This is a genomic window from Acidithiobacillus sp. IBUN Pt1247-S3 (assembly GCF_041146875.1).
Classification (GTDB): Bacteria; Pseudomonadota; Gammaproteobacteria; order Acidithiobacillales; family Acidithiobacillaceae; genus Igneacidithiobacillus.
In genome coordinates this window covers 36484-58096 of record NZ_JBFRXP010000005.1, presented here as the reverse complement: position 1 = coordinate 58096, position 21613 = coordinate 36484, and the positions used below count along the sequence as shown (strand labels likewise).

Annotated in this window: 26 protein-coding genes; 22 read left to right on the top strand and 4 right to left on the bottom strand. The window is 58.0% G+C overall.

Annotated elements, in window-relative coordinates:
• Positions 1-43: 43 nt before the first annotated feature.
• From AB4090_RS05030 to AB4090_RS05010, 5 genes are all read left to right on the top strand, one after another.
• On the top strand, positions 44-1270 hold the full coding sequence (locus AB4090_RS05030) for a type IV pilus twitching motility protein PilT (RefSeq protein ID WP_369572773.1): 1227 nt from the start codon (positions 44-46) through the stop codon (positions 1268-1270).
• The gene (gene icmT, locus AB4090_RS05025; RefSeq protein WP_369572772.1) at positions 1270-1554 is read left to right on the top strand and encodes an IcmT/TraK family protein; all 285 of its coding nucleotides are present in this window, start codon (positions 1270-1272) and stop codon (positions 1552-1554) included. Before AB4090_RS05030 ends, icmT begins: the two co-directional genes overlap by 1 nt.
• Positions 1555-1627: 73 nt before the next feature.
• The gene (locus AB4090_RS05020; protein ID WP_369572771.1) at positions 1628-2476 is read left to right on the top strand and encodes a toxin co-regulated pilus biosynthesis Q family protein; all 849 of its coding nucleotides are present in this window, start codon (positions 1628-1630) and stop codon (positions 2474-2476) included.
• Positions 2473-2607 (top strand): hypothetical protein, encoded by a 135-nt coding sequence (locus tag AB4090_RS05015; RefSeq protein ID WP_369572770.1) that lies wholly within the window; start codon positions 2473-2475, stop codon positions 2605-2607. Before AB4090_RS05020 ends, AB4090_RS05015 begins: the two co-directional genes overlap by 4 nt.
• Positions 2600-3013 (top strand): hypothetical protein, encoded by a 414-nt coding sequence (locus AB4090_RS05010; protein WP_369572769.1) that lies wholly within the window; start codon positions 2600-2602, stop codon positions 3011-3013. The genes AB4090_RS05015 and AB4090_RS05010 overlap by 8 nt, the downstream gene beginning before the upstream one ends.
• Here the strand turns inward: AB4090_RS05010 and AB4090_RS05005 are convergent, their stop codons facing one another.
• The gene (locus AB4090_RS05005) at positions 3014-3418 is read right to left on the bottom strand and encodes a hypothetical protein (RefSeq protein WP_369572768.1); all 405 of its coding nucleotides are present in this window, start codon (positions 3416-3418) and stop codon (positions 3014-3016) included.
• A gap of 90 nt (positions 3419-3508) precedes the next feature.
• Here AB4090_RS05005 and AB4090_RS05000 point away from each other — a divergent pair, with 90 nt between their 5' ends.
• Genes AB4090_RS05000 through pilV form a run of 16 tightly spaced genes read left to right on the top strand, consistent with a single transcriptional unit; the run spans position 3509 to position 18421 of the window.
• On the top strand, positions 3509-4219 hold the full coding sequence (locus tag AB4090_RS05000; RefSeq protein ID WP_369572767.1) for a transglycosylase SLT domain-containing protein: 711 nt from the start codon (positions 3509-3511) through the stop codon (positions 4217-4219).
• Positions 4216-5154: a methyltransferase gene (locus AB4090_RS04995; protein WP_369572766.1), complete on the top strand. Its 939-nt coding sequence runs from the start codon at positions 4216-4218 to the stop codon at positions 5152-5154. The genes AB4090_RS05000 and AB4090_RS04995 overlap by 4 nt, the downstream gene beginning before the upstream one ends.
• Positions 5141-5911, top strand: coding sequence for a hypothetical protein (locus AB4090_RS04990; RefSeq protein ID WP_369572765.1), 771 nt, complete (start codon positions 5141-5143; stop codon positions 5909-5911). Before AB4090_RS04995 ends, AB4090_RS04990 begins: the two co-directional genes overlap by 14 nt.
• Positions 5908-6564, top strand: coding sequence for an EAL domain-containing protein (locus AB4090_RS04985; RefSeq protein WP_369572764.1), 657 nt, complete (start codon positions 5908-5910; stop codon positions 6562-6564). Before AB4090_RS04990 ends, AB4090_RS04985 begins: the two co-directional genes overlap by 4 nt.
• Positions 6564-6773 carry a hypothetical protein gene (locus AB4090_RS04980; protein ID WP_369572763.1) on the top strand — a complete coding sequence of 70 codons (210 nt, stop codon included), beginning with the start codon at positions 6564-6566 and terminating at the stop codon, positions 6771-6773. Before AB4090_RS04985 ends, AB4090_RS04980 begins: the two co-directional genes overlap by 1 nt.
• A 1-nt stretch (position 6774) precedes the next feature.
• Complete coding sequence (locus AB4090_RS04975; protein WP_369572762.1) at positions 6775-8463, top strand: secretin N-terminal domain-containing protein; 1689 nt, start codon at positions 6775-6777, stop codon at positions 8461-8463.
• The gene (gene pilO2, locus AB4090_RS04970) at positions 8463-9782 is read left to right on the top strand and encodes a type 4b pilus protein PilO2 (protein ID WP_369572761.1); all 1320 of its coding nucleotides are present in this window, start codon (positions 8463-8465) and stop codon (positions 9780-9782) included. Before AB4090_RS04975 ends, pilO2 begins: the two co-directional genes overlap by 1 nt.
• Positions 9772-10638, top strand: a complete 867-nt coding sequence (gene pilP, locus AB4090_RS04965; protein WP_369572760.1) for a type IV pilus biogenesis protein PilP — start codon at positions 9772-9774, stop codon at positions 10636-10638. Before pilO2 ends, pilP begins: the two co-directional genes overlap by 11 nt.
• A gap of 5 nt (positions 10639-10643) precedes the next feature.
• The gene (locus AB4090_RS04960; protein WP_369572759.1) at positions 10644-12599 is read left to right on the top strand and encodes a GspE/PulE family protein; all 1956 of its coding nucleotides are present in this window, start codon (positions 10644-10646) and stop codon (positions 12597-12599) included.
• Positions 12599-13702: a type II secretion system F family protein gene (locus AB4090_RS04955; protein WP_369572758.1), complete on the top strand. Its 1104-nt coding sequence runs from the start codon at positions 12599-12601 to the stop codon at positions 13700-13702. Before AB4090_RS04960 ends, AB4090_RS04955 begins: the two co-directional genes overlap by 1 nt.
• Before the next feature lie 57 nt (positions 13703-13759).
• Positions 13760-14242, top strand: a complete 483-nt coding sequence (locus AB4090_RS04950; protein ID WP_369572757.1) for a type 4 pilus major pilin — start codon at positions 13760-13762, stop codon at positions 14240-14242.
• Positions 14242-15189, top strand: a complete 948-nt coding sequence (locus AB4090_RS04945; protein ID WP_369572756.1) for an ATPase, T2SS/T4P/T4SS family — start codon at positions 14242-14244, stop codon at positions 15187-15189. Before AB4090_RS04950 ends, AB4090_RS04945 begins: the two co-directional genes overlap by 1 nt.
• 4 nt (positions 15190-15193) lie before the next feature.
• Positions 15194-16039 (top strand): hypothetical protein, encoded by an 846-nt coding sequence (locus AB4090_RS04940; RefSeq protein WP_369572755.1) that lies wholly within the window; start codon positions 15194-15196, stop codon positions 16037-16039.
• Positions 16040-16074: 35 nt separating this feature from the next.
• Positions 16075-16404 (top strand): hypothetical protein, encoded by a 330-nt coding sequence (locus tag AB4090_RS04935; protein WP_369572754.1) that lies wholly within the window; start codon positions 16075-16077, stop codon positions 16402-16404.
• Positions 16405-16416: 12 nt separating this feature from the next.
• Positions 16417-16881, top strand: a complete 465-nt coding sequence (pilM, locus tag AB4090_RS04930; protein ID WP_369572869.1) for a type IV pilus biogenesis protein PilM — start codon at positions 16417-16419, stop codon at positions 16879-16881.
• 10 nt (positions 16882-16891) lie between these two features.
• Positions 16892-18421 (top strand): shufflon system plasmid conjugative transfer pilus tip adhesin PilV, encoded by a 1530-nt coding sequence (gene pilV / locus AB4090_RS04925; RefSeq protein WP_369572753.1) that lies wholly within the window; start codon positions 16892-16894, stop codon positions 18419-18421.
• A 664-nt stretch (positions 18422-19085) separates the two neighbouring features.
• Here the strand turns inward: pilV and AB4090_RS04920 are convergent.
• Genes AB4090_RS04920 through AB4090_RS04910 form a run of 3 tightly spaced genes read right to left on the bottom strand, consistent with a single transcriptional unit; the run spans position 19086 to position 20836 of the window.
• Positions 19086-19331, bottom strand: a complete 246-nt coding sequence (locus AB4090_RS04920; RefSeq protein ID WP_369572752.1) for a hypothetical protein — start codon at positions 19329-19331, stop codon at positions 19086-19088.
• Position 19332: 1 nt separating this feature from the next.
• Complete coding sequence (locus AB4090_RS04915; RefSeq protein ID WP_369572751.1) at positions 19333-20079, bottom strand: hypothetical protein; 747 nt, start codon at positions 20077-20079, stop codon at positions 19333-19335.
• Positions 20063-20836, bottom strand: a complete 774-nt coding sequence (locus AB4090_RS04910) for a hypothetical protein (RefSeq protein ID WP_369572750.1) — start codon at positions 20834-20836, stop codon at positions 20063-20065. The genes AB4090_RS04915 and AB4090_RS04910 overlap by 17 nt, the downstream gene beginning before the upstream one ends.
• 404 nt (positions 20837-21240) lie before the next feature.
• Between AB4090_RS04910 and AB4090_RS04905 the strand changes: the two genes are divergently transcribed.
• Positions 21241-21612, top strand: coding sequence for a conjugal transfer protein TrbC (locus tag AB4090_RS04905; protein WP_369572749.1), 372 nt, complete (start codon positions 21241-21243; stop codon positions 21610-21612).
• Position 21613 lies beyond the last annotated feature (1 nt).

The window sequence follows — 21613 nt, the reverse complement described above, 5'->3', positions numbered from 1 at the left end:
GAGGGCGTGAAAATGGCGCCATTTTGTCGCCAATGGTGGGAAGGTGGCGAAATGGTGTCATTCAGCCACCAATCTGCTGTGTGCGCCTTGGTCCACGACAGGTGATCCGGTGAGCGTGGAAGATTTGCGTTTTCCTGACGAGCCATCTTCCGGTGGCTGGGGTGACACGAATGTGGTGGGCCGGCTGATTCGCTGGGCGGGGGAACTGGGCGCCAGTGACATCAAGGTGGTGCCCACGGGTCCGGTAGCGATTCGGGTCCATGGGAACTACCATCTGGTTACCCGGGAGATTCCGTCCCGCAATGAGATGTCGTTATTGCTGGAAGGAATGACCAGCAGCCGGGCGACGGCGGCTTCGGCTTTGGGTGGTTCGGTGGAAAATTTCTCGTATCAGGTGCCACGGGTATCCGGGGATCGTCGCAGTGGGTTCTGGCGCATGCGTTGTGTGGTGACTTCGGTATTGATGCCGGAGGGCGATGAGCTGGGTCTGTCGTTGACGATGCGTTTCATCCCGGATGTGATTCCGGATATCGAAGAGTTGGGCATTTCGCCGGATCTGCTTTCGATGTTTCTGATCCAGCATGGTCTGGTGAGTGTGGCCGGGGTGATGGGCAGCGGAAAATCGACGACGTTGGCGTCGGTCATCGCGCATGTCCGGCGCACGCGGCGGGATGCGGTATTGTCGCTGGAATCGCCGATCGAGTTTGACCAGGCGAACGTGCCGGGAGCCATTGGTGTGGTGGAGCAGATGGAGGTTCCGCGCATGGTGAAGTCGTTTGCGCTGGGCATCGAGAGCGCCACACGTAAAGCGGTGGATGTTCTGCTGGTGGGTGAGACGAACAACCGGGAGACGATGGCGGCGATGATTCAGGCGGCGGAAATCGGTATTGCGGTGTATCATACGATTCACACGTCGTCGGTGGCCGCGATTCCGGCACGCATCATCCACAGTTTTTCCGCGGAAGAGGCGCCGGGCATCGCGGTGAGCTTTTGTGGTTCCGCGCGGTTTCTGCTGCAGCAGCGATTGCTGCCGCGCGCGGGAGGCGGTCGGGTGGCGTTGCGGGAATGGATTTCGTTGACGGAAGATCATCGTCAGGCGCTGATCGACACTCCGCATGACAAACTGTTTGCCGTGCTGGAGGGTATGGTACAGAAGGATGGACACAGCCTCCTGCAGGATGCGCGGGAGATGCTGGAGCGGGGCTGGATTGAGGAATCGGTATTCCGCAAGGTGGAGACGGAAAAAATGCGTTTGGCGGAGGTGCTTTGATGGCGATGTGGAGTGATACGGCGAAGAACCCGCAACTGTTTTTTCTGGATGCGCGGGTGGCGGTGGTGTTCATGGTGTTTTTTCTGCACATGAGTCTGTGGACGTTTGTCTTTTCCTTTGTGACATCCCTGGTGCTGTCCATCCTGCCCTTCTTTGGGGTGGATCTGAAGAATCTCTGGCGACAGGTGGTGATCTGGATTGCGGGGAAGCGGTTGCAGGCGGAGACGCCGGAATGGGTGATTCTGCGCCGGATGCGGACCCAGTTCATCGTGCCCAGGAAATAAATTTGGCTTGGGGGAATTTTAACGCTATGATATATTACGTTAGGGATGATCAATGGATGCCGGGAATGGGAAAATGGTAAAACTGCGCAAAGGTTGGCCCTGGTTTGGTGTGGCCCTGTGTCTTTCTTCTGCTCCGGCGTGGGGCGGTGGGTTGCAGATCAATCCGCAGATGGATTCCGCGCAGGGCGTGCCGGCGCAGTCTGCCGCCGCGGTTTCGTCGCACGCTGCGCCCTTGCGGCTGTCCGGGTATGAGCAATGGAAGTCCCCGCCGCGGACTCTCACCCAGGTAGGGGATGGCTTTCCGGTGGCGCGCAGCTCTTTTGGGATGGGGATGCCGTTGCGCAAGGCGGTTCCGCTCATCCTGCCGGAGGGCTGGAGCATCTATGTGGAAAAGGGCGTGGATGACTCGATTCCGGTGACCTGGAAGGCGAAGGATGTCTCCTGGCTGACTCCGTTACGTTCCGTGCTGCGGCAATCGGGGTTGATCGGGACGGTGAACTGGGCGCATGAGGCGGTGCTGTTGCGGGTCGACCCGGAGGCGGAAAAGGCAGCTTCGGCGCAGGCATTGCCGGATTTGCACGGATACCACCTCCTCTCCGGGGCTGGCACTCCCCCGGATTCCCTTCAGGGGGCCGGTACACCCGCTCCCCATCTGGGCCATCTGCAACCGGTATTCACGCTGAACCGTGGCGATCTGATTCTGACGGACTTGCAGAAGTGGGGTGCGGCTTCTGGCTGGAATGTGATCTGGCAGTTGCCGGAAGACTGGCAGGTACCGAATACCACGACGTTCAGCGGTGATTTCCAGAAAGCGGTGACGCAGGTGATCCGGGCGTTGTCTACCAACGGCGCGAACGTCCACGCGGTATTCCATACCGCCAATAACACCGTGGTGATTAGCGGTGCCGGGGGTGGGGAGTGAAACAGATAGCTGGTGCAGTGGCGATATTTTCCGTGTTTTTGGCATTGGGCGCCTTGCTGGTGTATTGCATGGCGGCCGAACGGTTGGTTCTGATGGGGTTGCACCCAGCAGGGGCGCCGGACCATGTCTGACAGGGCAGTCTTGCGGAAAGTGGGCATCGGGGCCGGTATGACCTCCCTGGCTATTTTGGTGGGTTTGACATTCTGGATGGTACGCATCCAGGAGACCGCCCCGCGATTAGCAAACATCGAGCTAGATGGAAAAATAGAAGGCAAGCCTTTTTTTCTTTTTGCCAGCAGCAGGCTACAGCATGGTATCACGAGCGCAATAATCGTTCAGCATAAACCTTTCTTGGTAGACATCTCCACGAGTCAAAAAGGATCACATACTGTGCTGGTAAAGTTCAGCTATGCCATCCGGCATGGCTATTTTGTGCATGGCGAGGCAACGATACCAACAAACAAAAAACATGGTGTTCGACTTCCTTTGTCAAATTCCAAAGATCATCTGAAAATAATGGTCATGGAACATGACTGATCATATCAGATTCACGGCATTGCATCCCAAGAGGATATTGGCTTCCTGTTTTGTTGTTAGCCCGTCCATAGGTCTGTCTTGTTCCATATCGCCACAAATATTTTCAGCCTGCTTCCATAATAATGAGTTGCTATTTTCTTGCCCTGTCCAAAACTTTCGCACTGAAGAAAACTTTATACTGTCTTCTGGGACGCCTGAACTAAATGCGGATAAAATTCCGGTGGTTCCAAGGGCTGAGGCAACACATAATTTTTTGGCGGAACAATCAGGTGGCAACTTAAGGGGGTTGTTTGATTTTGATTCCGCACAGCCGGAAAGAATCAAAACAAAAAGTATTGGCGTCAGAATGGTTTCAACACAGCGGAAACTTCGGTTATGTCGCCAGACAAGTAATCCTTTTTCCATGGGGGTAATTCCTTTTCGCGAGCACTCGGGTTTGGCAACTTCAGTGTACGAAAAAGGATGCGCCCCCGCCAATTTCCCGCAGGAGTCCGCATGCTCGCCTGCATAGCCGAAGTCTCGACCGCCTACCACGTCCCTGTTCCCGCCATCGAGCGGGTATTGGATGCGGCTGGGCGGCAGAAGACGGGGGCTGGCGCCCTGCAGGGCATCGGCCCCATGGGCATTCCCGCGGCCTGGATGCCGGTGCTCTCCGAGTACGGCTTTCAAGCAGCTGATGTCCGCAAGGACGCCTGCTGGGGCATCGCGGCTGGCACCTGGATACTTGCCGTTGAAACCATAGCGCACGGGTATCGTCACACCACCTATCCCACGCATATCGGCGTCATACCGCAACAGGACGTGCGATACGCCGACCAGGCGGCGGCGGTGACCGGAGTGTCCGCGTCGATGATTCTGGCTGTGGCCGCGCAGGAAAGTGGATTTGACCCCGATGCCGTTTCGCCTGCCGGCGCGCAAGGGATGATGCAGTTCATGCCCGCCACCTGGGCGCGGTACGGCGTCCTGGCGGACGGCAAACTCGGTTCTCCGTTCGATCCCCGTCAGGCGATGCTGGCTGGCGCGATGTATCTCCGGCATCTCGCCCTGGAGTTTCACTCCTGGAAATTGGCCCTGGCCGGTTATAACGCGGGCGGGCAAGCGGTGAAAAATTGGGGATACCGGATACCGCCGTATCGGCAGACGCAAAACTATGTGCCGGCGGTGCTCGCGCATTATCAGCAGATCGTGGGGGGAGGCGGGCGATGATTAACAAGGCAGTAAAACACAACCATGAGCGCCACGTCGATTTGATTGAGTCACGCGGAGATTATGTTTTTCGCGGGTTGCGTATCCTGGTTCCCGGTGGGGTATATCACCCACACGAGGAATCCAGCACTGGCATTCTCGCGGATGCACTGCAAGGGCGGGTGGATGTGCGGTGCCGGGATGTATTGGAGGTCGGCGCGGGATCTGGCGCGATCAGCCTGTGGCTCAAAGCTTGTGATGCAAAACAGGTTGTTGCAACGGACATCTCCCCGACCGCTTGTGCTGCCATAGAGTGTAACGCGCTATTGAACGGGTTGGACATCGACGTTCGGCAGGGATCGATATTTGCGCCGGTGTATCCGGGCGAGACATTTGATTTGGTGATTTTCAACTCTCCGTTTATGGACAAGGCTATCGACAGACCCGCTGAATTGGCGTTGTGTGATCCGGGCAGCGCGGCGTTGTGTGCTTTTCTTCAGGGCTTGCACCCTGCACCCCGTCACGGGGCTGGCACCCTGCCAAGGGCTGGCACCCTGCCAAGGGCTGGCACCCTGCCAAGGGCTGGCACCCTGCCAAGGGCTGGCACCCTGCCAAGGGCTGGCATTGTTCGGAAAGGCGGATGCGCAGTTTTTACGACTTCCAGCTTGTCGGACCCTCAATGGTTGGAGGCTTGCCCTCCAGGAAGCACGGTTTTACTGCACGAGGTTCTTCGTGGGGATACGAAGATTCAGGTTTGGCGTTGGACGCCCTGGGATAACGAACTGGAGTCCTGCGAGGTGGTTTGCACTCCGCCAGGGGTTGGCACCCTGCCAGGGGTTGGCACCCTGCCAGGGGTTGGCACCCTGCCAGAGGCATTGCTGCCTGCCAAGGCATTGCCGCCTGCCGCCAAGGCTGGAGTCCTGCTAAAGAAGAGGAAATTTCATGTTGCTTCCTGACGTTTACCAAAAGGTTTTTGCATATCTGGATGACCGCATTTATGAACAATGGGGTGGAAATTTTCGGTCGAATGGCTTCTGGCGTACGGGAATGATTCCCCCGCTAGCGCCGATGGATACCGCGCGCAAGCAGGGGTTTTGGCAAGCGCGGGGTCGGATTGCGACAAATTACACTCCGAAAACTGCTGGCATTGTCGTCGCGCAGGGGCAAGTGACGGTAGCGCTGATCGGGGGGAATACCCGAATTGGCATTTTTCTGCCGGCATCAGTGACGGAGGGGACTACGAGTTGGGGGGAATCCATTGTTGATACTCTTGCCATTTCGCAGGAAAGCATTCGGGCACCGATTATTCGTCGGGTTGGCGGCGATATGTTGTTTGACTGGGTATATACGGATGCGCCCTTTTCTGCAGGATGGTTGCGAGATTGTGCGGAAGACGCGGTAAGCAGGGAAGTGCTGGAGCAGCATTTAGTGTGGCGGGTCATCAGTCTCTGGGAGTCATCTAACCGGGTGATTTTATCGAAAATCGGTCATTCCGTAGTGGAAGTTCTGGTGCATTCGCGTGCGCCGATTCCGGCAGTAGTGACAGAAACTCTGCCGATTACGATTCGGGATTCCTGGGAGATGAAAAAGGATTCCTGGGTATCGGTTTTATCCCTGGATTTACTTTCGGTAGAGGATGCGGAAACCGCGCTGCAAAAAATGTTGCCGGACCATGGGATTCGTTGTGTGAGTCCAGACGGGGAGATGGGATGAACCGATATCGCCTGGAGCCCATCGTGGACCTGCTCACCGGCGATGTCGTCGGACAGGAGTTGCTAGCGGGTGAAGCACACTGTCCGGAATGGGATGAAGCGGAATGGCGGGATTGGTACGTTTTTCTGGCGCAAGAGATTCCGCTCCTGTTGCCGGATCTGCAAGGACTACTGTTCCTGAATCTGGACGGACATCAACTGCTGGACCAATTGATCCGTGAATACGTGGAATCCTTGCAGGATTTTTCTTCGCGGATTGTCCTCGAATGGACGGAACATCAATTCCATAACGAAGATTTCGTGGATGTCTTGATAATACTAAATGATTTCAAGAGTCTAGGATTCCATGTTGCCATTGACGACATCGGCGCGGGGTCCGGCGTGGATGGCCTGGGCCGGGCCGGGGCCGTCAAGGCGGGTTTCTGCAAGATCGACGGCCCCTATTTTCAAGCCATCCGCGACAAGGGCCCGGAGTATCTGCGGGGGCTCTGCCAGCACCTGTCCCACGACGGCGCCCGCGTGGTGGTGGAGTGGGTAGAGACGGAAGCCGACTACCGGCTGGCGCTGGCTGCCGGCGCGAATTTAGGACAGGGATGGTATTGGAGCAAAGAGCCCGCGACTAAGACCGCTGGCGCTGATCAGGGAGAAAACTGATGCACGACAATTTACAGGACAACCAGCGTTTTATTGATGATGCACGGCAGCGCGGGCTGGACACGCTCGCCTACCACGATCGGAAAGGCCAGAGCTTCCTGCTGCTGGCCGGACACCCGGAGAGCATCCGCGCATTAAGCGGCATCCTGGATGATTACGAAACGATGTGGGAGATGGCGGAAGAAATTATGATAAAGGGAGTGGTGTAACATGCGTAAGGCCATACTGAAGATCGCCATTGCGGCGGCAGTGGTACCATTGATGGCGGGTTGCGCAACGTTTCATCAGGCGCATGTGCAACAAGCGCGAGTGGAACACGCCATTACCCGCTATCAGCCGCCGAAGCCGCCCCCGGTGGTAAGCACCGTTGATACCCCATTCCTCTTGGGTACGGCGGTCGACGTGCGTCATGCCGTGCCTGCGATCCTGAAGCAATCCATCACCCTGGATTCAGCCAATCCGCTGACCATCCGCGAAATTGGCGCGCGGATTAGTCAGTTAACTGGCGTTCCTGTGCATATCGACAACCAGACGCAACAATCGTCAGGGGTTGGCACCCCGCCAGGGGCCTCGTTGCCGCCATTGCCGAGCATGTCCGGCAGCCTGTCTGTCACGGGGTCGTCCTCCGGCGGCTCCGCGAACTACGCGAGAACCGGCATCCCTCTACACTGGAATGGCAGCGTGGCAGGGCTGTTGAACTATGTCACCGCCAAAGACGGGCTATGGTGGAAATACCGCGACGGTGCGGTGCATATCTACCGTACAGAAACGGAGACGTTTTCTATCCCGGCTTTATCGTGGATCACCCAGTCCAGCGGTTCCATCATCGCCGCGGCGGGCGCGAGCGGCAGCAGCTCAGGCGCGCTGGGCGGTGGCGCGCTGGGCGGTGGCGCGCTGGGCGGTGGCGCGCTGGGCGGTGCAGCCGGCGGGGTGGGTGGCTCCTCCTCGCAGGGCAACATCTCCACGGGTACCACGGACATCATCAACACTTCCAAGGTGGATGTCTGGAAAAATCTGGAGAAAACCGCGCAAACCGTGGCGGGTGGCGCGGCACAAGTGATAGCTGATAGTTCCACGGGAACCGTAACGGTGACCGGCACTCCGCCGGAAGTCGAACAGGTGCGGGCATGGGTGCATGGGCTGGACCGGCAACTGGAGCGCCAGGTCATTATTTCCGTGCATGTCTACAACGTACAGGTCAATAACCAGCAAAATTACGGACTGAACCTGTCTGGCATCTTCAATAGTCTCGGTAAACAGTATGGTGTCAGCCTGCAGGGCGTGGCGCCTCCCGTCCCTACGGGTAACGTATCGCCCATGTCGCTAGGTGCTAATGTCCTGTCCAGCGCCACCGGTGCCTTGAGCCAGACGAGTGGCAGCCAGGTCGCCGTGCAGGCGCTGGCCACCTTGGGCCATGTAACGCAGGTATTCAGCCGGTCGGCCATGAGTCTCAACGGCGAACCGGCGCCTATCCAGGTCGCGCAGCAAACGTCTTATCTTGCGGAAAACAGCACGACGAGCACCGCCAACGTGGGGTCTACCAGCGGGTTGATTCCCGGCACGGTCACGACGGGTTTCACTGCGATGTTCCTGCCGCGCATCGACAATGGCAAAGTGCTACTGGGCATGAACATGACCATCAGCAATCTGGTTGCGCTGAATACCATTACCTCGGGTTCTGAGAGTATCCAGGTGCCAACCGTAGATAGCAGTACATTTCAACAGTCGGTTAGCCTGAAGCCAGGACAGACGTTGTTGTTGACCGGATTCTCGCAAACCGGTGGCAACACGACGCGCAATGGTGTTGGCAGCCCGTATATGCCACTGCTTGGCGGTGGTGCTGATGCGAGTACGACGAAGAATGTGATTGCCATCGTCATCACCGCGAGGATCCTCTGATGGCGTTGCTCATCCAGATTCCTGGAGAAAAACGACGTTTTCTGGCTGGCATGTATTGGCGGCACGAAGATCGCTACCCCAGCCATAAAGCCTTGCTGGATGGCGCACGGGGACGCGACTTTTGGGTGGCGGTGCGACGCACCAAGATGCGGTCCATCCAGTCCGGTTTCTGTGAACCGGCCATGGACCCCGTCACGGGGATGGATAGCCGCACGAACAAACCGATTTCCGGAAAAGTATATTCGCTCGCAGGTGCTTTGGCGGAAGTCCTGGAAGAACCCTGGCTCGGCATCTTTGATCTGGGTAATGGACTCTACTGGTATATCGCCGTGCGGGAAAACTACGAGATATTGCCTGATGGCGATGTGATTGGTGATTTTGACACGGTGGATCGGGCGCGACGTGGGCATGCGTCCTACGGTGAATGGTCGAACCTGTTAGATGGCGGAATCGACGAACTGGCCGAATTGGTTCGGAAATCTCGTAAGCCACCCCTGCTCCGCGATGTGCGCCGCAAGCCCTGGGTGACGCCTGTGCTGTTTGGCGCGGGTGCTGTTGCGATAGGCAGTGCGGTAATGGGGGGGCTGTATTTCTATAACCAGCACGAAGCGCAAATCGAAGCGCAGAAGCGTATCGCGGTGGCGCACCGTATAGCTATCGAGCGTGCCATGGATGCGAAAAAGGCGGCGGCGAACGTGCCATGGCGCCGGACGCCCGTGCCGTCCGCATTGGTTTCCCACTGCTTGCAGGCTTTATCTACGGTTCCCGTTTCAAAATCCGGGTGGGTATTACATCGAGTGCAATGCGTTGCGCAACCAAGCCCCGCAGGAGCATGGCGGGAAACGGCGGCATGGGCTATCGGGCCGGGCGCTACCACACTGCACCATCCGCAGGGAATCCTCGCGAGTAGCGGGAAAGCAATCACCGAAGGAATTGTTGGGCAAGGAAAGTTGATTGTGCCCGCCACGGCTGGGGTTGCAAGTGCATCTATTGCGCAGGCGCAGTTATATGGAATCGCCCAACTGTTGGGAATCAAGGTGAGGATATTCCCCATTGTATCTCCTGCAGGGAAAGCATTGCCTGGGCAACAGAAAGCCACAGCACAAAAGGGGCGAGCGCATCATCCGTGGAATACGTTTGGAGTGATGATGCAATGCCCGCTACCGGTTCTACAGGAAGCGGCAGGGCTGTTGGATACCGTGCCAGGGTTGCGGTTGTCTACCGTCATCGTTCAGGGCTTTGGATTTGGGAATGGTAAAAATAATGCAGGTATAGGTTTGAGCACAGCAAAAATCGCGGGGAAACTCTATGTTCAATAATCGCAAGCAGTACGCACAACGTCGGGCTCTCTTGTCCGCCATTCTGATGACGTTGCTGTGCGTCCCGGCAATGTCCTTTGCGTCCCCTGGCGGGGTGCCATCCCCTGGCGGGGTGCCAACCCCTGGCGGGGCGCCATCCTTGGCAGGCAGCAATGCCTCTGGCAGGGTGCAAACCCATAATGGCATGACAGGTCAGCCTGCAGGACAGATTACAGGCACGGTTCCCGCCGGAGTTTTGGCGCAGACGGAAGGGCAAATTGCCCTGTTACGGTTGCAACTGGAAGTCGCGAAGTTGCATGCGGGGATCGCGCAGGCTCGCGCGCAAGCAAAGCATCCTGGGCGCGGCGGATCATCGCCAGTGTCTTATGGTGACACACCGGGTGGAGGATTCCTTCCGCCAAGCGGCATTCTGAGTCCAGTGTCACCGCAACCGCATGCGGCGGCTATGCGGGCGCCAAGGGTGATATCCCTGAGCGGTGCGGGTGGGCATTACCAAGCCACCTTGGCGTTCTCCAATGGCGGCGTCATGACGGTGGTGGACGGAAGCCATCTGGGACATGGCTGGCGTGTCCGCCGGGTAAACGCTGCGGGAGTGACGGTTACACACAATGGTAAGGTGATCCCGCTCAATTTCTCTGGATCTGGCAGCCAGCAAGGCGATGGCGCCCCGCCAGGGGATGGCACCCCGCCAGGGGTTGGCACCCCGCTAGGGGTTGGCACCCCGCTAGGGGCTGTACCTTACAACCCCGGCATGGCGTCACCCGCACCATTGCCTCCGCCCACCATGACGCCGCCATCGGAATTGCCAGGCGCCAATCTCCTGCATGGGTCTGACCCCGTGCCTGCGAAAGGATAATCGTGATGGCTATCAGCACATTATTCAATAAAGGCAGCCAACCCTTGGCAGGGCGCCAACCCTTGGCAGGGCGCAAACCCCTGGCGGGGCGCAAACCCCTGCAAGATCGTGATGGACAGGATAGGCCACGTCTGGGGCAGATGCTGATGGAACAAGGTTGGATTACCCGCGATCAGCTCAATGAGGCGCTGTTGGCACAACTGCAATCGCCCGCCAAGAAGCTGGGTGTAGTGCTGGTGGAGATGGGGGCGATAGATGAATCCCAGTTGCAGAGCGTTTTAGATGGGCAGGCTAACAAGGCTACTGCAGAACAGGAGAAACCGTTGCCGTCGTTGCCGGCAGATGCTGCGGAGTACGCCGTACTGGATGGCCGGACACTGTATGTGTTGTCCGGGCGGCAAACGCAGATGTCTCTGCAATCCTGGGTGGCCGAGGCCAGACGTGCCGGAGTAGATGTTGCGGTGAAAACCTGCGACATGGTGACACTGGGGGAGTTGCGGTCTACCACGGCGATAGCCAGTCACGCGACGTTACCGGCTATTCGTGCTGCCCGACGCATCATTACCCAGGCGGTGGGCGAAAAGGCCAGTGATGTGCATCTGACCTTGCGGAAAAAAGATGATGGTAGCGGCTATCTGCGAGTGCAGTTCCGGGTAAATGGCGAAGTGGAAGACCGCTTTCAACTTCCGCAAAACGAGGGGGAAACGATGATCCGCGCCATGTTCCAGGGCATGGCGGCGGTCGCAGATGCGCAGTATCAGGAAACCGAAGATCAACATGCCGTCATCGCCAATCCCGCATTGTTGCGCGATGAGGCGGGGAATGACCTGGGATTGACCGGCATCCGTCTCGCGCGGGCGCCCCTGCATGACGGGATGAACCTCGCAGCGCGCCTGCTGTATCGAATGAGCAAGAAAGACGGCGAAGGGGATGAGGTGTTGACCGGACAACTCATCCGGCGGCTGGGGTACTCGCAACGGCAGGTGGCCGTGTTGATGCGCCTGGCACAGAACACCATGGGTATCAATCCATTCACGGGGCCGACCGGGTCCGGCAAAAGCTCCAGTCTTGCGAACATGATTCTGACCATGCTACGCATCCGACATGGTGTGCGCATTATCACCATCGAAGATCCCGTGGAGTTCGTCTTCGCGTCGGATTATGTATGGCAATACCGGATCGCCAATGCCAATACCGACGAAGAAAAAAGCCGGGCGTTTTCCGGGAAGCTGAAGACTGCCCTGCGGCAAGACCCCGACATTGTGATGCTGGGGGAAATTCGTGGGCTGGAAACGGCGAGAGAGGCTATCAATGCCGCAATTACTGGCCACCAGGTGTGGACGACGCTGCACGTCTCTGACCCGTTCATGATCGTGCAGCGTCTGGTGGCGATGGGTGTCGACGGGTTCTACCTGCAAGACCCGAAGATGCTGTCTTCGCTGATCGCGCAGCGTTTGGTGAAAACCGTCTGCCCGCACTGTGCAGTGCCCGCAACTCGTGAAGCGATGGTTGATCGGGACGGAGAGATTGCCGGAGAGCATTGGGATGCGTTGATGTCCTGGGTAACCCCTAGCGGGGCGCAACCCCCTAGCGGGGCGCAACCCCCTAGCGGGGCGCAACCCCCTAGCGGGGCGCAACACCCGAAATTCTCTGCTGATGGCATTCGCATGGCATCGCATTCCGGGTGTGAACACTGTAATCATCAGGGCACAAAGGGCCGTACCGTAGTAGCACAGGTCATTCCCACGGATGAAGAGCTTCTCGTGCAGATGGTAAATGAGGGGCCGATGCGGGCGCGCAAAGCCTATATGGCAAGACCTGACGCGGAATTGAGCATGGAAGCACACGCAATATCGAAAGTGTTGGCCGGGCTGGTGGACCCACAATCTGTGGTTAGTGCGCTGGGTCCTATTGGCCATCGTCCCGCTGATTTGCGGCCATTGACGCTGGAGGATCTCTGATGGTTTTTAGCGATTGGCTGGATGCGGGTCATCTGGATGACTGGTCTACTGCGTTTACGAAAAAGTTCTGGACCGGGAAAAAGCGCATCGCCTTTTATCGGCGTTTGGCCGTGTATGTGGAAAACGGTATTTCCACACGTGAATCGCTGATTCGTCTCCGCAAACAACTGGATTTGCGCGGCGTTGGCAAGTGGGACGCGGATCGGGTGGCGTATCAAGAACTGGAGTCTCGCATTACCAATGGCGAAACCCTGGCGCAGGCGTTGGACGGCTGGGCGCCTGCTGGCGAGCGGTCCATCATTCGCGCCGGAGAACTGGCGGGTAATTTGCCCAGCGCCTTGCGCTCGGCCATCGGCAATCAGGGCATTGTCGGGAACATCATCGGCAAGATTCTGATGGAGTCCCTGGACCCGATGATCATGTTCGGTTTGGGCGCGTTTCTGGTGTACATCACCGGCACCAAGATGATTCCGCCGATCGAGCTGGTGGCGAAACCGGATACCTGGCCTATGGTGGCTCGGATGTTGCTGCCGATGGCGGCAGTTGCGGAAAGCCCTTGGACTCCCGTTTTTCTGGCACTTTCCCTGATGGGTTCGGTGGCGGCTTTTGGCACGATGCCGTACTGGTCCCGTCATGGGCGGAAATGGGTAGAGAAACTCCCGCCGTGGAGCGTGTATCGCCTATTGAGTGGCGCGCAATGGCTCATGGGCTTTGCGCGCCTCATCGAGGCGGGCGTTGGGCAACCCGAAGCCCTCGCTATTCAGGCGGAGTATGCAAAACCCTGGCTGAAAGACCGGCTGCTGGACGCCCGGACGCGCATGCAAAACGGTCGGGATTTAGGGCGCGCCTTGATCGAGGGTGGATTTGATTTCCCGGATCGCATCCTGGCCGACGATCTTTCGGCGTTTTCTAACGCGCATGATTTTCCGAATCTGGTCATGAAACTCGGAGAAGAATGGCTGCAGGAGGGAGAAAAACGCATTTTTGCGGTGATCCGCCTGCTGTCCATGGTGGCCAACATTGTGGTGAACGTCATCATTTTGTTGGTCATTTTTGGGGTGTTCGATTTGCAGAACGTCATGATGGCGTCTGCGCATGGGTAATGGGTAAGTAATTGTTGTTTTGTGTTTTTTCATAATGGAAGGAAAGGAGTCTAGGCAATGAACCCTATCGCGTTTGTATTTATGATCATCGCCATCGTGATTCTGGTGGCGGCGGCGCTGTATTTCGGTATTGGCCTGTTGACCGGCAGTAACGTTTCCGCTGCCACGCAGGATGTTATGACCATCGTCGGCAATGCACAGCAGATTTTTGGCGTCCAGGGCGATTATGCGGGGATTTCCGGCAATGCAACATCGGTTATCCCCGCGGGCATGCAGACCTCCACCCCGCTGGGTGGGACGTTTACGGTAGCATCCGGTTCCGCCGGTCTGCCCAGCAGTGAGTTCGAGGTGGAAATGAACGGACTGACCCTGAACGCCAAAGCCTGTGAAAAGCTGATCGTGCAGGTGGACGACATCGGCACAACGGTCAATGGCACGGCGGTCGGAAACGTCAACGCCGCGCCGACAGGTGCGCAAGCGGCGGCGGCGTGCAGCGGTGGTGCCACTGCTGTGGCTTTCCAGTTCGGCAACAACCAGTAATGTCCTTGTCGGACCTGGAGTTTGCGGATCTCGCGGTGGAGCAGGACCCCGCCGCGAGCCGGTATAAGCGTTTCTCCAATGATTTGCGGCTGGAGTCTGTGCCAGCCGCTTTGTGGTCTGAAGTCGCCACGCTTCGTGAGGAAATGTTGCGCGTTCAGCATCACCGTTTCCGCCTGGAGCATGACGGCATGAAGCTGCGGGTGCAGCGCCGTGACACGCCATATGGTCCGGTATTCGTCGCCCGGCGCATTGCCGCCGTATTGCGTGAACTCGGTGACCTGGGCCTGCCGGCGAATCTGTTGCCGCGCATGTGTGACCCGGAGCTGCGGGCCGGTCTGCTGTTGTTTGCTGGTGGACCAGGTGCAGGAAAAACCACTGCGGCCTGCGCGATGCTTCTGGCTCGTTTGCAGCGCATTGGCGGGTTCACCTGGACGGCGGAAAACCCGGTGGAATACGACCTGCAGGGACCGCATGGCGCCGGGCAATGTTACCAGGAAGAGATTGGAGATGATGGCGAGGTGAAGCGAGTGCTGATGGATACGGTCAGAAGCGGGGCCGACACCTTCTATATCGGGGAAATCCGCGAGGAACAGGGCGCGCGGGCGGCGAGCCTGGCGGCGGCGAGCGGCATGCTGGTGGTGAGCACCCTGCACGCTGACAACCCGCAGCAGGCCATCATGAAGATGGGGATGCTGGCGGGCTTCGATGGTCTGGCGCAATCCCTGCGCGGCATTCTGACGCTCAAGCTCGACCGGCAGATCAGCGCCGCCGCCGGCGCGCGCAAGGTGCTTAACGTGCAATCGTTCTTCGTCGAGGGTGAACCCGCGCGGCTGAAGATCCGGGAGGGGAACATGGCAGCCATCGCGGCGGAAATGGAAACCCAGAAAAACCGGTCGCTGTCCGGATTCAGCCCCGTGACGGGGCTCATGCCGGGGCAAAGGGGGTAGTTTGATGCACTGGATGTGGCTTGGGATCGGTATCGCCGTATTATTCTGGACTTCCGCAGTTCTATCGTGGAGACCAGGCGTGAACTTTTTAAGGCGCTTTCAAGCGGTATTTTTCCCCAAGCCCATAACGATACCGGCGGATATGCCGAAGGATCTGCTGCGGATGCAAAGGATGGGCAGGCGTTACTATCTGGAAACGTATGGAGTGCATCTCATGCCGTTTGTCTGGAGGCTGCTGGCCAACATCATGAGTGGATGGGCGATTCTGTTTTTTGTGGCGATGTCCTTCCTGTTTCTGATGACCGCCTTGGGACGGCTGAATGTCGCGGCCATATTCGGCTTCATGATCGGGTTGGGCTCTGTCACTTGGCTGTCGATGATCGTGTTTCTGCATTTGTTTAACAACGCCCATAGAGCATGTGTCGCGCGACGATATTCCCTGGACCGGGCCTTTCCGATCCGGCGCATGCGCCGCGCAGTTTTGGAAATCATGACGCGCGACGATGGTCCGTGGGCGTTCCTTCAGGCGGCCCGGCGGTGCGGAGATGGTGTTTATGATGCCTGGGGCTGGTTTCGCGTTGGTAGCCTGTTCAACATCCTGGGGCTTATTCCCATTCCCGCCCTGCTCCTGTCTGTGTGGCATTATCTGTCCCTTGCAGGGCGCGAACCCGTGGATTCCCACTATCTTTTGTGGGTCATGACCGCGCTGTGCGCATCGTCAGCGGCCCTCATCGCCATGACCTATCGATTCCAGTTTTCCAAATGGCATCTGGAATGTTTTTCGCCGTGTGCCTTTTATCCCTTGCGGAAAATGTGCATGGACATCGCTGAAATGTATGACATGGATTGACATTCGCATCCGGCGCGGGAAGGGCAAGGGGGCAGATGATGTGTTGGAGATGGCGGCTGTTTGATGGGATTTGTGGCGCGCTGTGCATTCTGGCGGCACTGTATTGGGGTAATCCGTTTCATGGGCAAAATGCTTATGGGGTTAGCACCCTGCCAGGGGTTAGCACCCCGCCAGGGGTTAGCACCCCGCTAGGGGTTGTGATGCCTGATTGGGTGTGGGTTTACTCCTGGTGGGTGAGTGCCGGGTTTTGCTTGTTGTCCGCCTACCTGAACAGCACGGGGCGCATGGTGGCGATGATCCGTCGCTTGGTGCCCGCACTGTTGTTGGGCACCAGTTTGCGGGTTGGCACCCCGCCAGGGAGGTGAAACGTGTTCGCCATGATCCTGCCGTTCGTATTGCTCACTTTTCTGGGGGTGCTGATCGCCACGGGTTTTGACCGGTCGCCGCAGGGGGATTTCGCGCTGCAAGAGACTGGCAGCGTGACGACTTCCCAGGAGGAGGATTTCGTAGCGACGGCACACGCAGCGCTGGCGTTTGCGGAGGCGAACCAGGGGTTTACCGGGGCTATCTCTAGCGCACAGTTGCAGCCGTACATGGGCAATTATGCCTATCCATCGCAATGGGCGGCAGCGGAACAGGGTGGACAGCTTTACGTGTGGAGTAATGCGTTACCCAACAAAGCGCTTTCAGGCATTGCGTCGGCGACGCAGACGGATTGCGCTTATGCGAGTGTTTCGCAGGGGCAGATGACCTCCGAATGCGCCAATCTGTTTCTGGGTGCCGCGCCCGCCGGAGTGCCGGATGGCGCAGTGATTTATGTGATAGAAACTCCCACTTCTTGAGGATTGCGTCATGAACCCTATTGCCTTTCTTTTTATGGTCATCGCTGCTGCGGGATTGACGCCGTTGCTGTATTACGCGATCAGTTCTCAGGGGCAGCAGGAGATGGCGACGGCTGCCGCCATGCAGATGGCGCGTGTCGACACGGCGGCGCAGGCGTATATCACCGCCAACGCGGCGGCGGTGGCGGCCGCTTCGACGGCCACCGCTCCCGCTATTATTACGGTACCCATGCTCATCAATACGGGATATCTGCCGAACGGCTTCAACAGCAACAATCCGTATGGTCAGGTCTGGCAAGTGCAGGTGCTGCAGCCCCAGCCTAACCAGTTGCAAGCGCTGGTGGTATCGATCGGTGGGCAGAATGTCGATGCGAAACAGGCGGGGCAGGCAGCGATGGCCGCCGGCGCGTCAGGCGGCGTCATCGGCGGTGGAACGGGCAAATTCGCCGTGCCCGGTTGCAATGGGGGGACCGCCTGCGGCGTGTACGCGGGCTGGCAGGTATCCACCAGCGGTTACCAGAACGTGGCACCTGGGCATCTGGCGGCGCTGATCGAGTACAGCAACGGGCAGTTGCAGAGCGATTATCTATATCGCACAGCGGTCCCCGGCCAGCCGCAACTGAATACCATGCAGACCAATCTGGACATGGGGGCGAACGATATCAACAACGCCCAGAATGTGAACGTCAATCAGGATGTGACGCTGGGCAACCCTGGGGCGGCTACTGGAGGTTCACCAGCTTCTAATCCGGGGCAACTGGGCGTCGATGAACCGGCGGGACAGGGTTTCCCCTCTGATTGGGGCGGGGGTATCCACACCTGGGATCTCTACGCCAACGGTACGCTAGCCGCTGGCGAGAACGGTAGCCAGGGCGCCTATATGAATGATGATAGTGGCGGGTTCGGGTCAGGCGGGGAATCCGTTGTCAGCAGCCCGAACGGTGCGAACTACGCCTACATGAATGCAAACAATGGTGGATCGAGCGTCGTCACCAATGGCACGGTCCAGGGGGGATACGTCAACTCCACCGGCAACGTCAATGCGCAAAATACGCTGACCGTGAACGGTGGCAACGCCTGGTGGGCCAACAATGCCGGCGATAGTTCCCAGGCCGGGAATGCCGATGTCAACGGACAGGTCCAAGCTGGTTACGATGTGACGTTGGGAACTGCTGGCGGCGACGCAAATATTGGTTGGGGGTGCGGTCAGTATGGAGCCATCGCCGCGAACGCCAACGGGAGTGGGCAGATTCTGGCGTGCCAGGGTGGGACTTGGCAGGCTATGGGGGGTAGTAATGGACAACCTTTACAAATGTACTCTCAGGATTTATTTGCTGGGCAGACCATGCCTGGTTATTGGCAGTTTTGTGCCTCGACATCTTCTTTTCTTTCTGAAACTGCTATTATGCCAAGCAGTGGACCTTATAGTAACGGTACATATATATGGAGCACATTTGCAAACAGTGGTGGACAAGTCACCTATGCCTCGATTTATACATGTTATAACTTGCCTGGCGTGTACATACCGAGCAATCCGTGACTATCTTTCTATCCTGTATCCGGCGAAAACGCGCTCAATCATAAAAGAAATATCAGGAGAGTCGGCGTGCTCAGCAGGCCTTTTCGCGCGTCGTTGCGCGATCGGCCTTGCGCTGCCAACCAGATAATAAGCCCCAGCCGTCCCGGTCACCGGCGCACCGTCACGCCCTCGTTGGGGCGCAGACGGCGCACTCGTCTCCCAAATGGCTCGACGCCAACCATGCGGCACAGCACGCGCCTGCACTCCCAGCTTACGCGGTCGCTTCGGCGGATGCAGTACACCGCGTTGGCTTCTGGGGACTACTCGCCCCCGCTTCGCTCTCCTGACTCGCAGCGGATGAATCCAATATGATTTTGCACATTTTTTCTGCAAGATGCACAGCAATTCCGGCATTTCCCTTTGGGAAATTTTTGGATAACAGGAGAGTCGGCGTGCTCAGCAAGCCTTTTCGCGCGTCGTTGCGCGATCGGCCTTGCGCTGCCGACCAGATAATAGACCCCAGCCGCCCTGGTCATCGGCGCACCGTCACGCCCTCGTTGGGGCGCCGTCGGTGCACTCGTCTCCCAAATGGCTCGACGCCAACCATGCGGCACAGCACGCGCCTGCACTCCCAGCTTACGCGGTCGCTTCGGCGGATGCAGTACACCGCGTTGGCTTCTGGGGACTACTCGCCCCCGCTTCGCTCTCCTGGCTCGCAGCGTTCGTAGTCCGCCTTTCTGCGATGATCACGTATTTGCTGCAGTATCACGCCAATGACGGTTCTCCAGTCGTTTTTTCCATGTCCTGCCAACCAGGAGATCAGTTTCTCGTGCGCATCTTTTTTCGTGTTACGGATATTTTCTGGCGCCACTTCTCGCGCGGCATGAAATGCGCCATAGTAGGCACGGGAAGCAGAAGTGCGCCAAGCCACTTCATCGGTTTGTGCGGGAAACCCCGGCGTTCAGGCCGGGGAGGGATAGCGCGGCGGCGCAAGCCGCCCCTGATCCCGCATCTCCTTGGGTGTTGGCTATCTTGGTGAACGCATATCCATAGCCGTCTGCACGCTGAACCAACGTGCAGAAGCGGTGATGAACGCCTTGAATCAGCCCTGTCGCGGACTGGATATTAAAACTGCCGCTGGCACGAACAGCGACGCGACCCAGATAGGTCCCCGTCTTCTTGCCCGTGGTAACGAAGGCTTTGACCATATCCCCGGTCTGAAACCCAAAGTGCTGCTTCTGCCGGGTCAAATAGCCGCGCGGAAAACCGTGCTTTGAGAGGCGCGTGCGCTGGTAGCTGCCACGACCGGTAGCCTTGATGGATAGCACCGGCTGTTGCCAGCCCTGTACGGCATCCAGCCGGCCCACACAAGCCGCGTCCAGGCTGTGCGCCTTGGGGATGCTAAACCGCTTGCGATTCCACTTCGTTCGAGCGCCGGTACCGACCCCCACGTTGAGGCCGGTAGCCTTCAATCCCCGCCAGAGCGCCCAGCGGGTGCTGTTCACGGCTGCGGCATCTTTCAGCGGGGCTTTTGCCTGAGCGGTAATCCGCGCCAGGCGCTGCGGATCAAGCGCCAGAAAATCCCGCACGTCCCGGTTGCTCTTAGGAAGGGGTGGCTGACGATTAGACTTTTCCAGTTCCCTTGCCAATCCTATCAAGTCATCAGGCGTGATTGACATGCTCCACCGTGTACATGATAACTGAAAAAATATCTTCCCGAATCTCTGGTTCGGAATTGAGTTTGACAATCGTGTCACAAATTGCGTCTGCGATAGTTTCCGGCCCTCCGGCCATCGTAATGCGATACGTCAGTATCGGGAGTGAAACATCATCCGGATCATCAGACGCTTCAATACTAATCAAGTCTGGCATTAGCCGAAAATTGATCAATGTTTCCAAAAACACAACGGTAGCGCATTGCAACTGCTCATCTGTGACATGAATCTTGTCGAGTTTCTTAATAACACCGTTATCAACAAGCCTCTGAACAATTGTTATGTCACGATTGTCTAATCCGGATTTTTGGGCAAGCGCAAGGTATTGTACTGCCTCTCTGATGCGCGTAAGGCGTATGGCCAGCTGCATGGCAATGAATGCTATCCCGGCGTTTTCAGGATGCTTTTTTACCTGATTCTGAATAATGGCATGAGCCTCCGCAAACGCCCCTAAATACTGAAGAGCCCCACACCACATTCCCAAAATGCTGGCTTCTCCAGAGGATGCTGATACCGCTAACTGAAAGTGGTGATGAACCCCCGCCTCGTCTTTACGCAAAGCCGATGCAAGACCCAAGGCGACCCTCGACATAATCTGGTCGATGTCCAGCAACGTCCTCGCTTCATTCTCCATTCGCCGAAGCGAAAATTCATCAATGCCAACCCGCAAAGCCTCTTGCAGATGTTCAACGATTTCGGAAGCTTTTTCTTTGGGAATCATAGGTAATCTTATAGCAAACAGCAGAGGGCAAAGCAAGAAAGCCTCGCGCTCCCACGCGGCGAGCCTGGAGATTTCCCCAGTAGGTAGCGTGGTGTACTGCATCCGCTCGCAGTGACCCCGCAAGCTGGGAGTGCAGGCGCGCGCAGTGCCGCATGGCTGCCGTCACTCACGGTAGATGTGAGTGTGCCACAGCGCCCCGTCGAGGGCGTGACGGGACGCTCCTGACCAGGACGGCTTGTGGCCTGTGAACCGGCCAGCGGCGCTTGCGCCGGTCGCGCAAGAATTAAGGACGCGCGAATCGGCTTGGCTCCGCACGGCGATTCTCCCATGCCCCACTTAGGGTATACCAGACCTCCACCGATCTATACCCGGACGCAGTGATACCTTTGCAAAGGAGTATTCTGATGAAGCTGCGCCGTTCTCTCAAGAAGTGGGTTGTGGGTGCCACCCTGGCGGCCGCCCCAGGTCTGGTATTCGCGTCTACATCCGGCGGGGTCTTTGCCCCGATCACCGGGCAGATGAATACGGTCCTGACGGGTATGCAGGACATGGGCGGTCTGGTGGCGGCGGGTGGCGTGACCTCGATGGCGTTGGCCTGGTGGCATGGCGGTGAGCACAAGAAGGCAATGATGATCGGGCTGGGCGCTACGGTCGGTGGTATTGCGATGGCGAACGCCCAAAGCCTCGCCACCAGCATCACTGGCGGCGCCACCATGGGCCATGCCAGCGTGATGGGGTTGATGGCTTCCCACGCCCTGCACGTCGTGGGGCTGTAAG

Bases quoted from the DNA above. Each gene is read 5' to 3' on its own strand.
- icmT (WP_369572772.1), top strand. From the start codon at position 1,270: ATGGCGATGTGGAGTGATACGGCGAAGAACCCGCAACTGTTTTTTCTG.
- AB4090_RS05020 (WP_369572771.1), top strand. From the start codon at position 1,628: ATGGTAAAACTGCGCAAAGGTTGGCCCTGGTTTGGTGTGGCCCTGTGT.
- AB4090_RS05010 (WP_369572769.1), top strand. From the start codon at position 2,600: ATGTCTGACAGGGCAGTCTTGCGGAAAGTGGGCATCGGGGCCGGTATG.
- AB4090_RS05005 (WP_369572768.1), bottom strand. From the start codon at position 3,418: ATGGAAAAAGGATTACTTGTCTGGCGACATAACCGAAGTTTCCGCTGT.
- AB4090_RS05000 (WP_369572767.1), top strand. From the start codon at position 3,509: ATGCTCGCCTGCATAGCCGAAGTCTCGACCGCCTACCACGTCCCTGTT.
- AB4090_RS04995 (WP_369572766.1), top strand. From the start codon at position 4,216: ATGATTAACAAGGCAGTAAAACACAACCATGAGCGCCACGTCGATTTG.
- AB4090_RS04990 (WP_369572765.1), top strand. From the start codon at position 5,141: ATGTTGCTTCCTGACGTTTACCAAAAGGTTTTTGCATATCTGGATGAC.
- AB4090_RS04985 (WP_369572764.1), top strand. From the start codon at position 5,908: ATGAACCGATATCGCCTGGAGCCCATCGTGGACCTGCTCACCGGCGAT.
- AB4090_RS04980 (WP_369572763.1), top strand. From the start codon at position 6,564: ATGCACGACAATTTACAGGACAACCAGCGTTTTATTGATGATGCACGG.
- AB4090_RS04975 (WP_369572762.1), top strand. From the start codon at position 6,775: ATGCGTAAGGCCATACTGAAGATCGCCATTGCGGCGGCAGTGGTACCA.
- pilO2 (WP_369572761.1), top strand. From the start codon at position 8,463: ATGGCGTTGCTCATCCAGATTCCTGGAGAAAAACGACGTTTTCTGGCT.
- pilP (WP_369572760.1), top strand. From the start codon at position 9,772: ATGTTCAATAATCGCAAGCAGTACGCACAACGTCGGGCTCTCTTGTCC.
- AB4090_RS04960 (WP_369572759.1), top strand. From the start codon at position 10,644: ATGGCTATCAGCACATTATTCAATAAAGGCAGCCAACCCTTGGCAGGG.
- AB4090_RS04955 (WP_369572758.1), top strand. From the start codon at position 12,599: ATGGTTTTTAGCGATTGGCTGGATGCGGGTCATCTGGATGACTGGTCT.
- AB4090_RS04950 (WP_369572757.1), top strand. From the start codon at position 13,760: ATGAACCCTATCGCGTTTGTATTTATGATCATCGCCATCGTGATTCTG.
- AB4090_RS04945 (WP_369572756.1), top strand. From the start codon at position 14,242: ATGTCCTTGTCGGACCTGGAGTTTGCGGATCTCGCGGTGGAGCAGGAC.
- AB4090_RS04940 (WP_369572755.1), top strand. From the start codon at position 15,194: ATGCACTGGATGTGGCTTGGGATCGGTATCGCCGTATTATTCTGGACT.
- AB4090_RS04935 (WP_369572754.1), top strand. From the start codon at position 16,075: ATGATGTGTTGGAGATGGCGGCTGTTTGATGGGATTTGTGGCGCGCTG.
- pilM (WP_369572869.1), top strand. From the start codon at position 16,417: ATGATCCTGCCGTTCGTATTGCTCACTTTTCTGGGGGTGCTGATCGCC.
- pilV (WP_369572753.1), top strand. From the start codon at position 16,892: ATGAACCCTATTGCCTTTCTTTTTATGGTCATCGCTGCTGCGGGATTG.
- AB4090_RS04915 (WP_369572751.1), bottom strand. From the start codon at position 20,079: ATGTCAATCACGCCTGATGACTTGATAGGATTGGCAAGGGAACTGGAA.
- AB4090_RS04910 (WP_369572750.1), bottom strand. From the start codon at position 20,836: ATGATTCCCAAAGAAAAAGCTTCCGAAATCGTTGAACATCTGCAAGAG.
- AB4090_RS04905 (WP_369572749.1), top strand. From the start codon at position 21,241: ATGAAGCTGCGCCGTTCTCTCAAGAAGTGGGTTGTGGGTGCCACCCTG.